Origin of the sequence: Pseudomonas triclosanedens (assembly GCF_026686735.1) — a bacterium.
In the GTDB taxonomy this organism is placed as follows: domain Bacteria; phylum Pseudomonadota; class Gammaproteobacteria; order Pseudomonadales; family Pseudomonadaceae; genus Pseudomonas; species Pseudomonas triclosanedens.
Genome location: NZ_CP113432.1, coordinates 5,746,267 through 5,759,670 on the forward strand (window position 1 = coordinate 5,746,267; position 13,404 = coordinate 5,759,670).

Annotated in this window: 10 protein-coding genes and 2 pseudogenes; 5 read left to right on the plus strand and 7 right to left on the minus strand. The window is 55.8% G+C overall.

The genetic code is table 11. From position 1 onward, the window contains the following. Nucleotides 1-59 precede the first annotated feature (59 nt). From OU419_RS26620 to OU419_RS26635, 4 genes are read right to left on the minus strand one after another with little or no spacing between them, the layout of a single operon-like run. Nucleotides 60-1,124 carry a fimbrial protein gene (locus tag OU419_RS26620; protein ID WP_254476821.1) on the minus strand — a complete coding sequence of 355 codons (1,065 nt, stop codon included), beginning with the start codon at nt 1,122-1,124 and terminating at the stop codon, nt 60-62. A gap of 12 nt (nt 1,125-1,136) precedes the next feature. Next, on the minus strand, nt 1,137-3,632 hold the full coding sequence (locus OU419_RS26625) for a fimbria/pilus outer membrane usher protein (RefSeq protein WP_254476822.1): 2,496 nt from the start codon (nt 3,630-3,632) through the stop codon (nt 1,137-1,139). Nucleotides 3,633-3,647: 15 nt separating this feature from the next. After that, nucleotides 3,648-4,340: a fimbrial biogenesis chaperone gene (locus OU419_RS26630; RefSeq protein ID WP_254476823.1), complete on the minus strand. Its 693-nt coding sequence runs from the start codon at nt 4,338-4,340 to the stop codon at nt 3,648-3,650. 52 nt (nt 4,341-4,392) lie between these two features. Then, a complete protein-coding gene (locus OU419_RS26635; protein ID WP_254476824.1) occupies nt 4,393-4,977 on the minus strand; it encodes a fimbrial protein in 585 nt (194 codons plus the stop codon). Between the two features lie 250 nt (nt 4,978-5,227). On the opposite strand from OU419_RS26635, the pseudogene OU419_RS26640 reads away from it, so the two are divergent. After that, nucleotides 5,228-5,668: pseudogene (locus OU419_RS26640) on the plus strand (IS5-like element ISKpn26 family transposase); the annotation flags it as partial. A 45-nt stretch (nt 5,669-5,713) separates the two neighbouring features. Here the strand turns inward: OU419_RS26640 and OU419_RS26645 are convergent. Together OU419_RS26645 and OU419_RS26650 are read right to left on the minus strand one after the other, a co-directional pair. Further along, entirely contained in the window at nt 5,714-6,418 is a 705-nt protein-coding gene (locus OU419_RS26645) for an IS6-like element IS26 family transposase (protein ID WP_001067855.1), read from the minus strand. A gap of 56 nt (nt 6,419-6,474) precedes the next feature. After that, a pseudogene (locus OU419_RS26650) lies at nt 6,475-6,729 on the minus strand (recombinase family protein); the annotation flags it as partial. Between the two features lie 370 nt (nt 6,730-7,099). Here OU419_RS26650 and OU419_RS26655 point away from each other — a divergent pair. Further along, a complete protein-coding gene (locus OU419_RS26655; protein ID WP_254476775.1) occupies nt 7,100-7,828 on the plus strand; it encodes a DUF5343 domain-containing protein in 729 nt (242 codons plus the stop codon). Between the two features lie 5 nt (nt 7,829-7,833). Further along, nucleotides 7,834-8,346, plus strand: a complete 513-nt coding sequence (locus OU419_RS26660; RefSeq protein ID WP_254476776.1) for a hypothetical protein — start codon at nt 7,834-7,836, stop codon at nt 8,344-8,346. Nucleotides 8,347-8,680: 334 nt separating this feature from the next. Here OU419_RS26660 and OU419_RS26665 read toward each other — a convergent pair whose 3' ends face one another. Continuing rightward, nucleotides 8,681-9,439 (minus strand): class I SAM-dependent methyltransferase, encoded by a 759-nt coding sequence (locus OU419_RS26665; protein ID WP_254476777.1) that lies wholly within the window; start codon nt 9,437-9,439, stop codon nt 8,681-8,683. A gap of 135 nt (nt 9,440-9,574) precedes the next feature. Between OU419_RS26665 and OU419_RS26670 the strand changes: the two genes are divergently transcribed. Beyond that, nucleotides 9,575-10,711: an FkbM family methyltransferase gene (locus OU419_RS26670; RefSeq protein WP_254476778.1), complete on the plus strand. Its 1,137-nt coding sequence runs from the start codon at nt 9,575-9,577 to the stop codon at nt 10,709-10,711. Between the two features lie 202 nt (nt 10,712-10,913). Beyond that, entirely contained in the window at nt 10,914-13,265 is a 2,352-nt protein-coding gene (locus tag OU419_RS26675; protein WP_254476794.1) for an LTA synthase family protein, read from the plus strand. Nucleotides 13,266-13,404 lie beyond the last annotated feature (139 nt).

Sequence of the window (13,404 nt, forward strand, 5' to 3'; positions counted from 1 at the left end):
ACCACAGCGAACTGATTAAGTATGTGCAGACGGTTGGAAAGATGGAGGAATAGTCCACATCAGGGGTAGATAATATTCAGCGTAGCCGATGTATTGATCTTACCCTGGCTCACCTGGGCGGGCGCCCACACGTAATAGTACGCCGCCATCGGAAGGGTGAAATGTTCGTCCAGCGCCGCGCCAGCCGCCACGCTGAAAATCATTGTGGCGTTGCCACGGCTGGTGGTCGAGGTAGAGAAGGTCACCGGCGTTTGCGGGGCGTCACGTTTTATCAGGCGTAGCCCCACGCCCTGCGCCGCGCTACTGCTGCTGTCGATCAGCACCGAGCTGTCGGTCGAAAGCAGCTGCGTGCTGGACAGAAACATCTCAATTGACCGATCGGAATTGCCGTTAACCCCGACGTTCTGACAGCTCATGTTCAGTGAAAAAGGCGTCAGCCCCGGCTGTGAGGATGCACTGAGCTGGGGAATGCCGAGCGTCGGCAGCGCCACGGTCAGCCCCGCATTATCAAAGGAACAGGTAGTCAGTTTTGGCGCGTATTTGATGATCATCGGCTGACCAAACATATCGCGGTTGTCGTAAGGCCATTTGAACCCGTTGATTAACCACTGCAATATCTTGACGAGCTGCTTGATTGGCCAGGCGATGATTTCCAAAATCGACAATCCGCTCATGTCGCTGACGAACAGAACGTCGCTCATGTTCGCCGTATCCCCCGTCAGGGTGGTGCCGCTCTGGTTAACGAGGGTGAAGCGAACCGTAAACGGTGTGTTCAGCTCAGACGCCGTATGGCTACCGCTGGCAGACAGGGTTTTATTGGCCGGGGGATTGGTGATCTCCGCCCGCACCATATACTTGTTGTTGCTGAATCCGAGGATGGTCGCGTATTTGTCGTCGGTCGAGAGGATCGGCGTGTAAGAAAATTCACTGTTAGGCGTCGTACAGTTGAACGAGCCGCTGTACTGGGTGGTGAAGCTGCCGGTCCAGGTCGGCGTGGCGGGCGTCAGCTTATCCGACAGATCGACGCTGATCGGCGGGCCATAGGAAATACTGCCCCCGGAACAGGTGGCATAGCTTGCCCCGCTGACGCAGGCGAGAAACAGAAAGGTCAGTAACCGTATCATGTTGATGTTCCGTTAGTAATGGCAAACAGAGGACGGGCTTTCCAGTCCCCACGCCGGTGCGGCGATAGTGCAATTTCCGCTACGCAAATGAACGCTAAGCTCACGTGGTGGTTGTTCCGCGCGAATGTAGAGCACGCTGGCCTGGCCGACATAACCCACCGACTCGCCGCGCTCGTTCAGCACTTCGGTACCAAACGGCAACGGTGCCCCGTCCGGGCGGGTGGCGCGCAGCATCCATGACTGGCGCTTGTCGGTTTCAAAGCGGATATAGCTCACCGCCCCGTCGTAAGGAGCCACGTTAGCCATATTGCCGATCACCTCCGCGCCAGCGCTGTTTTCCGTTTCAGTTAACGTAATGGCGTTTTTGCGATACGGGGTGGCGTAAGGCACCAGCGCCACGCCATCACGGTTGGTCACGATACTTTCGTCGCCGTTCACCATCAGCCCCTCCGCCTTTGGCGCATCGACGATAGTCATGGTTGTGCCGGTTTCGTTTGAGGCGAGAACGTGCCACGGGTAGGCCACCAGGCTGCCGCGTCCGCTGAGCCCGGTCTGGCGGTAGTCGGAGGATTCACTGTAGGAGCCACCAAGCGTCGCGAAGTTTGCCCGGTATGCGGTGTTCACGCTGGCGGTGTTGTTCCCGCCCCGCGCATTGCTGCCGGAGAGCGTATAGCTCAGGCGGTTCGACGCCAGCGCGTTGCCGCTCATGCTGATATTGCTCTGTTCATAATGCGAGTCGCTGGCCGTCAGGCTGGAGGTGACCCACGCGTTGTTATCAAACAGCGAGAAGGGCAGGCTGAGGGAGAGGTAAAAACGCGTCTCTTCTTCACGCTCGCTGTTGCGCACCCGGCTGGCGGAGACGGTATAGCTGGCCCGGCCGATGGCGTTGGAATAGCCGGCCTGATATTCGCGCGAGGTTTGGCGGGAATTCCAGTAGTCCCGCTGTGTACCCGAGATAAACACCGTGCCCCAGTTGTCGGGCAGACGCTGATTAAGGTTAAGCGTAAAGGTATTCTTGGGCTGCGCCGCGCGCATGGCGTCCCAGGTGCTCATCGTCATCTCCGGGGCGACCCCGAAGCGATCTTCATACTCGTCATACTGTGCTTTCAGGCGTTGATACCCTTCCCGGGAGTAAAGCGCGTCGCTAAAGCTGTAATACCCTTTCGTGGAATAGCGATAGGCCGCCAGGGTGAAGTTGGTGGCGGTGGTATCGATAAATTTGCTGTACGACACGCGATAACTCTGACCGCTGCTGGTGCGATCCTGTAGGGTGGTTTTGGCGTGGGTGACATCAAACGAGACCGCGCCAAAGGGAAGGTTCCACCCGGTACCGACAAGCCCGGCCTGGTAGTTATCGCTAATAATCGTCCCGGTATACCCGGTGATGAGGTTATTAAACCCGTAGCGCAGCGTGGCCTGCATGAATGCGGGTTCGGCATCGAGCGTGTTCTGATGCACTTTACCCGCCACCACGCTGTACTGACTCACCCCTTCTTTTAGCATCCCGGGTACGGCGGAAAACGGCACCGTGAAGGACTGCTGTGAACCGTCCGCTTCACGCACCACCACCAGCAAATCGCCCGCGGAGCCGGTAGGCTGAATGCTGTCGAGGGTAAACTGGCCCGGCGGCACATTCTCCTGATAGATCACGTTGCCATTCTGGATAACTTTCACCAGGGCGTTCGTCCGTGCCACGCCGTGAACCACCGGTGAAAAACCCTGCTGTGAATTTGGGCGCATCTTCATGTCCGACGCCAGCGACACGCCGCGCACGCGCAGGGAATCAAACAGATCGCCAGGAATATAAAAGTCACCCAGCGTCAGGTTGGATTTCAGCGAGGCCAGGGGACGGCGCAGGTAGCGGGTATTATTCTGCCAGCTACTCTCTCCGCTGGCCGTTTTCCGCCAGGCGCTGCTGTCGCGAAACTGCCAGCCGAACAGGTTGGCGCCGGAATCCAGCCCGGCATAAAAATCATCATTTGTGTCTTTCGCAGCGCCTTTCGCGCGGGTGTTGTACCAGGTCGTGTTCCACGAGAGCATCAGCGCCGGTATCCCCTCGTCCCAGAACTGGGGGGCAATGTAACCTTCTTCAGTACGCAGCACGGCCGCCTGCGGAACGGTAAGCGCCAGACTCAGGGTGCTGGTATCGGTTTTGACTTCACCGCCCTGAACCAGATCGCGCAGCTGAACCTGCCCGTGCGCAATGGCGGGCGCAGGCACGGACGTGGTGTTGATGCCAAGCGACCGGGCATCTTTCCAGGCAATGCGGATGTCGTCACGCTGCTCGCCGTAGATGACGGTATAACGTCCCTTCCAGCTGCCGTTTACGTAGATATCCATCTCCTGGCTGCCGGCAGGCATGGCGTTGTTTTCGGAAAAGCGAGACAGATCGGACTCACCGGATGCGCCAGCAAGCAGGGAGGGATCAAACGAGACGGCCCCTGATTTATGCGAAAGCAGAAGCGTGCAGACTGCCAGCAGACAGAGTCTGTTTTGTTTCATTTTCATGGTGAGTCTTTCCGATCACAGACTGGTGAAAGTCCGGGTTTTATACGCGCCAAGATCGTCCACATACATCAGCTGGAAGGTCTGTCCGCGCTTAACCGTATTTTTTGCGGCGACCGTCAGCTGCCCAAACGGGGAAACCATCGGGGACTCCTGGAGCAATTTCGTTTTACCCAGCGAAATATTGGCGACCGTAATATGGAACGGACTGTTATTTGTAATGCGAAAGCGATCGCCGTCGGCGGCGAGCGTAAGTTTCGCCACCGCGTCATCCAGCGTGCCTTTCAGCGCAGCGGGCCGGTAAAAAAGTTTGATACGGGATTTAATCGCCAGCTGAACGGTATTCTGATTTTGCAGATTTTCAGGTCTGGGCGGAATGTCGAGAACATTCAGGAAAAAGACGGATTCGCGATCCGCAGGCAAGCTGGACGGCAGCTTTTTAATACGAAGCTGTTGGCCATTATGTTCGTTAACCTTTATCACTGGCGGCGACAGCAAAAACGGCACATTGGCTGTTTCCGGCGTGGAATTAATATCACCGTCATCTATCCAGGATTGCACCAGAGCCGGCGCATCGCCCGTATTCATTAACTGGACGATCACCTCTTTGTTATTTTCAGGATAAAGGACACGGGTGCCATTAATGACAATATTGGCCCATGAGTGACCCGTGCTTAGCAGTAAGCCTGCCAGCAAAATTGCCTTGCGCATGATTGCAACCTTAAATACAGGCTCTGCGAAAACAGAGCCTGAATAATCACTATTACAGGTAGGAAATGGTATACGTTACGTTGGAGCTTAACTCGCCCACGGTGGCGGCAGCGGCGTTCGTTTTATAGTAATAAACATCCAGCGTCAGCGTTTCGGAATCTGGCGCGGTCGCTGTACCCATAATATTTGTCGTGTAAGGCTGGTTCAGGGTAATAGGCGTAGACGAACCTGGCTCCACTAACGCAAAGCCGACATTACGTGCCACGCTGGCATCGCTTTCGTTCACGCTGTTATTCAGCAGGTATTTACCGTCAGTGGAAATATTATCCGCGCTGGAGAAATACACTTTCAGCGGGGTACCGGTCGTTCCGGCTGCTGGTGAACAACCTGAGAAAGTCAGCGCAATAGATTTTTTATTTTTAGTGATCAGGCCAACCTTGGTGCCCGCATCTGTTACCGAAATAGGGGAAAGCGCAACGGTAAAGTCCGCGCTTTTACCGCCGTTAATGGTACAGGTTGTATCGGTAATTGCGCCGGTAAAGTTAATGATACCACCCGCCGAATTGTCTGCGGCCACTGCGCTGGTAGAAGCAATAGCGGCGGCCAGCAATGATACGGTCATGATCGATTTGAACATGATAAACTCCATAAAGATTTGTGTTATTTAAAATGAATGTTATACGGCTACACATGTCCCTGATGTACCGTCTAGACGCATGCATCATGCATAGCGACTCGGAAGGACGCTTTGATGATATCATGTTGCACTAAAAAAGTACATAACACACAACAGGTGATGCTGCCAACTTACTGATTTAGGGAAGGTGCGAACAAGTTCCTGATATGAGATCATCATATTCATCCGGAGCGCATCCCAGAGGGACATCATGAGCCATCAACTCACCTTCGCCGATAGTGAATTCAGCACTAAGCGCCGTCAGACCCGAAAAGAGATTTTCCTCTCCCGCATGGAGCAGATTCTGCCATGGCAGAATATGACCGCTGTCATCGAGCCGTTTTATCCCAAGGCGGGCAATGGCCGACGGCCCTATCCGCTGGAGACCATGCTGCGTATTCACTGCATGCAGCATTGGTACAACCTGAGCGACGGTGCCATGGAAGATGCCCTGTACGAAATCGCCTCCATGCGCCTGTTTGCCCGATTATCCCTGGATAGCGCCCTGCCGGATCGCACCACCATCATGAATTTCCGCCACCTGCTCGAGCAGCATCAACTGGCCCGTCAATTGTTCAAGACCATCAATCGCTGGCTGGCCGAAGCAGGCGTCATGATGACCCAAGGCACTTTGGTGGATGCCACGGCACTGTTGCAAAGTTAGCGATGAGGCAGCCTTTTGTCTTATTCAAAGGCCTTACATTTCAAAAACTCTGCTTACCAGGCGCATTTCGCCCAGGGGATCACCATAATAAAATGCTGAGGCCTGGCCTTTGCGTAGTGCACGCATCACCTCAATACCTTTGATGGTGGCGTAAGCCGTCTTCATGGATTTAAATCCCAGCGTGGCGCCGATTATCCGTTTCAGTTTGCCATGATCGCATTCAATCACGTTGTTCCGGTACTTAATCTGTCGGTGTTCAACGTCAGACGGGCACCGGCCTTCGCGTTTGAGCAGAGCAAGCGCGCGACCATAGGCGGGCGCTTTATCCGTGTTGATGAATCGCGGGATCTGCCACTTCTTCACGTTGTTGAGGATTTTACCCAGAAACCGGTATGCAGCTTTGCTGTTACGACGGGAGGAGAGATAAAAATCGACAGTGCGGCCCCGGCTGTCGACGGCCCGGTACAGATACGCCCAGCGGCCATTGACCTTCACGTAGGTTTCATCCATGTGCCACGGGCAAAGATCGGAAGGGTTACGCCAGTACCAGCGCAGCCGTTTTTCCATTTCAGGCGCATAACGCTGAACCCAGCGGTAAATCGTGGAGTGATCGACATTCACTCCGCGTTCAGCCAGCATCTCCTGCAGCTCACGGTAACTGATGCCGTATTTGCAGTACCAGCGTACGGCCCACAGAATGATGTCACGCTGAAAATGCCGGCCTTTGAATGGGTTCATGTGCAGCTCCATCAGCAAAAGGGGATGATAAGTTTATCACCACCGACTATTTGCAACAGTGCCGATCGAACATCCATCGCATTACGACCAAGCCGATCTAGCTTGGTCACAAGCAGAATGTCCCCCTCCTCCATTCGCTCAAGAAGCCGTTGAAAACCTGGCCGATCACCCGAAGGCACAGCCCCGCTGACCGTCTCAGCCACTGCACGGCTAGGCAGAACATCGAACCCTGCGGCCTGCACCTCTAACAGCTGATTATCTGTGGTCTGATCAGCGGTGCTTACCCTGGCGTAGAGAAAGGTTCGACTCATATCGCTCACCTTGCTGGTAGCAAAAAATGTAGTAGCACGCTACATTCGGTCGCACAAATCAGTCAAGGCTATTTTTATGCAACCAACTCGAAGCCTAGACAGCCGGTAGCAGAAAACGGAGGTTTTCTGCATAGCTACCAGACCACATGCATAAGAACCGAAAGGTATCTGTCGCCTTCGATTGGCTAGCGCCCGATCCCTGAGAAACTGTGGAGGGGGGAAGCCACTACTCCTTCAGTCAATCTCCCCACTCGGGCTCACATTCCGATTTTGGGTCGCTCATGGTTTCAGGCATATGGCCACTAGACGTTCTATAGCAGGAGGTATTACTGTCATAGCCGTCGCAAAGACAGACAAAGGGAGATAGCAAGTGGCAAACGGAGAAACGTCATACCCTAAAGTTCCCGATGCAAACTGGTGGAAATTAAGAGAACTGCTCAAGCAGAAGGTCCCTGGAACATTCTCGGGCACCTATGTAAGCTCCGCCCTCGGAGTGAGCGAAGCATCAGCAAAAGCAAATATCATTGGCCCCCTAAAGAAAATCGGCTTGGTGGATGACGGCCTCAAACCCACTACCCTGGCTTATGACTGGCGAGATGATGATAAGTATCCTTCTGTTTGCGAAAAGATAATCGAAAGCCAGTACCCTCAAGAAATTCGAGATCTGTACCATACGGCAGAGTCGGACCCTCAAAAGGTTACTAACTGGTTCATGAACAATGCAAAATGCGGCATGGACGCTGCAAAGAAATATGCTCGATTCTATTTACTTATGTTACGAGCAGACCCAAATGAAGGAGCATCTCTCGCCGCGAAGAAAACAGCAACGCCGAAAACACCAAAGACTCCAAGCAAACCAGCGAAAAATAAAGCTTCTGCCCCAAGTGCTCAGCTTGCCTCACAGGCTGACGAGCAGCGCCCCCTCCCTCAGCGGGAGACACATCACGAGGAAAAAGAGCGACATACCCGCTCACACCTGAGCGCCGCGCCAGAGCTGCATATAAACATTCAACTCCACATCTCACCAGAATCAACAGCGGAACAGATAGACAAAATATTTGAAAGCATGGCCAAGCACTTGAAGACCTTCAAGGATTGATTTAGATGCCTACCGCTCAAAAGATCAAGGATCTAATTTCTGCATTTGAGAGCGATTGCGCGGAAAGCCTTCTCCCCCCAGAAGGGGGGCTGGAGGCCATCGGCCAACCAGTGATCCCTTTCACCCTCGTTCGATCAACTCGTGGATACCTTGAAAAGATAACCCATCAAGTAAACGGCTCATATACAAATGGCTGGTACGATGCTTGCGCGGTAATGATTAGGCGCCTGATAGAGACCCTTATTATTGAGGCCTTTGAAAGCCACAGCATTGCAAACAATATAAAATCTCCATCTGGAGATTTCCTTTACCTCTCCGACTTAATATCAGCAACTCTTCGAGAGACAACATGGAATCTCTCCAGAAATTCCAAGCAAGCTCTTCCGAAACTCAAGGATATCGGAGACAAGTCCGCACACAGCAGAAGATATAACGCCGTCAGAGATGATATCGACAAAATAATCTCTGACCTGCGCGTTGTGGTACAGGAACTGATTTACCTTTCGAAATTGAAGTAAAAAGAAATCTTCGCCAAAGGCATGCAGCGTCAAACCTGATGCGCATCATGCTGTGTCGAGGCAGGAGCTAGCTCCCCTCGCCATAGGACAGCACCCTTCCTACCGTCTGGCCCAAAAGATCTGCGCAGCCGGCTTTCAGCTTCTGGAGTCAGGTACACGGAACAGGTACACTAGGCAGTAGTCACAAGCACTCAGTGTTTTGATTCTTAAGGGCTTAGCTATGGCTCTCGGCAGCCAGCACAGTGTCGGCGGTTCGATTCCGTCCCTGGGCACCAAAATTTGAAAAGCCCCTGAAATCACAAGATTTCAGGGGCTTTTTCGTTACATCTACAAATCACATCACCTGAAGCCTGGCCCCGCCTTCGAGCTCCTTTCCGATCTTGTACAGGCGCTCTGCGGAACAGGCGAGCGAGCGTAGCTCCAGGTAGCGCGCCTTCGATCCCGCCTCGGTACGAAAACCAGCGTCGAATCGCCAGTCCTCGGGCTCTCGCCCCAACAGAACTCGATACGCCTTCGAAACGAATTCGTCGTAATCCGACAGCTCGATCAAATAGGACCAGTCATCGACCTTCGTTGCGCGAGTCGAGATCAACCAACCGTCTTCGATGCTGAATCCAGAGTCCCGGAATCCCACGGCGGTCAGATAGACCCGCAACGTCACCTCAGTGAATCCGTTGAAGTGCCAGTCTCCCGGGTGAACCTGATTGCCGAAGAGACATATCTTCCAGTTGTGGACAGTCTCGAAATCATTCGCCTGTCGCATGATGTCGATGATCCCGTATATCCAGGATGTCTGTACGTACAACGTTCCACCCATTCGAAGTATGGATGCCCAGTCAAACAATGCAGACATCATGTGCTCGCGCGGAATATGTTCGAGCACATCCTTGGCAAACACCTCAACGAAGTGGTTACGGGGCAGGCTGTAGAGATCGTTGTCCTGGATGAGGATATCCGGCTGACATGCAGGATCGCAGTCCAGATTCAGATACCCGTCAAGCTTATTGTAGCCACAGCCGATATTGATCTTGGCTGCAAATGCCTCCGTAGCCTGCGAACGCGGAACGTCGGTCGATCGAAAGTTCGAGAACATCCTTTCCCCCAAGCGCTTCAAGTTTGCTGAGCAAAAATCAACCATAGACCATTACACACACGCCACTTTCTGCTTATCGGATTTAGCCGAGCCTACGACCACATTCATCCAGCATTCGGACGAACGGCATGTCGCATGAGCAAGCTGCCATTCAACCTGAGCCATGCTTTAGCGCCGAATCCGGCAATTGCAGACGTATCAACTTCAATTGACCCAGCCGTTGCTTCTTTCCGAACAGAAGATGGGACTCGCTCAATGAAGACACTTCTGAACAAGTGGCTATCCAGGCAGGACATCCAACACACCGACCGCATCTTAAACGCCTTGTCCGCTCGCCAGCAACTGACGAATGACTTCTTCGGAGGCTGGAATCCCGAGGACATCGAGCATCTCCAACGCTACCGGTACGACGGCCCGGTGAACGCAAGCAGCGGTGAAATACTCGACTGGCTGGGGATTCGTACGGACATCCGCCTGCACGCCTGGCTCCCTGCCCCAACCTCCGGCCCCCTCGTCATCGGCGACCTTCCCATCCCAGATGACCGGGTACATGCAGAAACAATCGAATACATCGCCTTGATCTGCAGTCTTGAACGGGCTCACCAGCAAGGCCGGAATTCCTTCGCGGTCATGGAGCTAGGAGCCTCCTACGGTCCTTGGGCGATCGCTTCCGGATTGCTGGCACTGCGCAACGGGTTCGACTACGTCAGCCTCACGGCAGTCGAAGCCAATGAAGCATCCGTCCCCATGATCACCGAACATGCACGCCGCAATGGCCTTCTGGACGTCAGTAACGTCGAACTAAATGCTATTCATGGTGCAGTCCATGTACGCGACGAAACGGTCTACTTTCCCAAGGTAGACACAAATCATGACAACGGTGCGCAACTCACACTGACACCCACAGCGCTGGACTATCGGGGGCTGACCGTCCAGTACAACAAGGTTCCAGGCATTTCCCTCGCCAAGCTCTGCGAACGCACCCCTCGCATCGACTTCCTGCACATGGACCTGCAGGGGGCGGAAGAGGCGCTGCTGCAGGATGAATCCTTCTTGCAGCATCTCAACGATCACGTCGGCACGCTGTTCATCGCAACTCAATCCCGACTGATCGAAGGTCTCGCGCTCAAAAAGCTTTCTGCTCTGGGCTGGACGCTCTACCGGGAGCGCCCCACCACCTACCAGCAAAACGATCGAACAGCCGATGTAAACGGCTGGACGCTAAGGGATGGCGGACAGATCTGGTTCAACCACCACCCCATCCCCGCCTAAGCACTTCTGCTCTCGTCAATCACGCCGCAGCACGCCAGAAGCGTGCTGCGGCGCACGCTTCCACTCCGCCTTCGGATTCTCTTGCACCGGTGTCGAATATTTGCCGACTAATACTGTCTACTGGCACATAGCACATCGATCTTTCAGAATCATGACATTCCGGACGATTTTCACCCTTGGGTGAGATACCCTCCGGCCCTTGATGTTTCGTAGCGGAGCAACTGTGCGCGCACTCATTAGCTGGTGGCAGTCTCGCGGCAATCTGATCACACTCGCCGCCCTCTTCCTGCTGATTCCCGTAATCAGCCGTCATAGCCTTGGCTGGGGCACGCCGCTGGGCTACCTCTCCGACCTTGCGCTGGGTTCGCTGCTCGTCCTGTTGCTGCACAACCGCCGGCTCCTGGTCGCGCTGCCGGTGATGTTGATCTGGGCATTGTCGGTGATCGGCACCGCCGAACTGGTAAGCGCGGTGGGCCGCATGCCCGCGCCGGAAGACCTGCACTTCCTCGCCGACCCCACCTTCGTCGCCAACTCCACCGAAGGCGGCGGTCTCAATCACCTGCACCTCGCGCTCGCCATCGGTGCCGGCATTCTGCTCTGCGCCCTGCTCTGGCGCCGACGGGAGAAGCCGCTCAGCCGTTACGCCTATGCCCTGCCCGCCCTGCTGCTGGCCGGGCACTTCGGTGTGCAGTACTACATGCCCAGCGATGCGGAAATGTGGAAGCAGTTCAACCTGCCACATCAACTGGTATCCCGCGCCATCACCAGCAGTGAGATTGCCTATCAGGACTGGCGCGACGGCGACCGCCCGGACCTCAAGCCCGACGTTACCGGCCTGACCCAGCACGACCTGAACGGAACGCCGCTGCTGTCCGGCCCGGGGCAGGCCAGGAACGTACTGATCATTGCGATGGAAGGCATTCCGGGGGCGTATGTCGCCACCAACCGTGCCGCCCTGAGCAGCAGCTACGAAGAATCGATGATGCCCAAGCTCAGCACCTGGGCCGAGCGCGCGATGACCACGCCGGATTACGTGGTGCACAGCCACCAGACCATTCGCGGCCTCTACGCGATGCTCTGCGGCGACTACAGCAAGCTGGACAACGGCACGCCCAAGGGCGTCGAGCTGCTGGGTAACCCGACCCGTGGCGCTGAGTGCCTGCCGGGACAGATGCACCAGCACGGCTTTAGCACACACTTCCTGCAGGGTGCCGGGCTGCGCTTCATGGCCAAGGACAAGGTCATGCCGGCGATGGGCTTCGATAAAACCCTTGGCCGCGACTGGTTCAAGAAAAAGCCCTATCTGGAATTCGCCTGGGGCATGGACGACAAAGCCTTCTTCGAGGGCGCTCTCGACTACGTCGGCCAACTGCGCCAGCGCAAGCAACCGTGGATGCTCACGCTGCTGACCGTCGGCACCCACCAACCCTACTCGGCGACGCCGGAGTACCTCGCCAAGTACCCGACTCCGCGCCAGGCCGCCATTGCCTACCTGGACGACGCCGTGGACGCCTTCCTGAAGGGCCTGGAAGAAAAAGGCGTACTGAAGGACACCCTGGTCATCGTCACCTCCGACGAATCCCACGGTATCGATAACGTCCGCCTGGCCTCGGCCTGGGGCCTCAACCTGGTGCTGGCTCCCGAGCAGGCAGCGCTGCCGCCAGTGAAAGCCGGCGTCTACGGCCACGTCGACCTCGAATCGTCGATCCTCGACTATTTCGGCTTCAAGGCACCGCAGGACATCGCCGGTCGCTCGCTGTTCCGTGAATACAGCACCGGCCGCGAGATGGTCTCCTTCACCAATGGCATGCAGCGTTATCACGATGGCAAGGGCACCTTCACCGAGTGCGACTTCCAGCAGGTCTGCCGGCGTTACAAGAGCGAGGGATTCATCGCCGACAGCGCCAAGTTCGATGGGCGCTTCAGCGGCCGGGATGCCCGCCTGATGACTGCCCGTGCCGATATCCTCGACCAGTCGGTGGTCAACGCCCAGTCCACTCGCGAGTACCAGTTCGCCACCCGCGAGCGCATTCGCCTGAAACCGCAGATCACCAACGAATACACCGACAACCTGATCGGCGCGCAATACCTCGAGTTCCCGGCCAACACCCGCACCACAGTGAGCCTGAAGATCCGTGCGGTGCAGATGGACAACAATGGTGCACGCATCCAGCTCAAGACTCGCTCGTTCGAGCAGCCGGTGCCGATCCCCATGCCGGACTTCCCGAGGGTGCTGCGCAATCAGCCTCTGGCGGTCACCTTCTCATTCGATAATGAGCAGGCACGCAAGGCGTTCTCCTTCCACCTGCTGGCCGAAGGCAAGGGCGTCATCGAGATCACCGACTTCCACGTCATAACCCAGCCACGCAAATCGGCAATCGACGCCAGCGAGTTGGGCAAGCAGACCCTGGCAGACGGCAACGTGCTGCCAATTCCGCGCCTCTCCGGCCATCCGAACCTGATGGCAAGCCAGCCGGCGGAGTCGCAGGATGACAGCGTGCCCGCCGACACCATCGAGGAACCGGCACCGCAATTGCGTCAGATGATGCAATAAGCACGAACTGGCGGCCGCATGGCCGCCAGCCTTTCCGCTGCTGGGGGAAGCTGGCACCATCCCGTCCCCAAAATCCGCCGGACTAGTTCAGCCCAGGCGACAACGCGCTGCGGCAATGCGACAACTTGCCATCATCCCG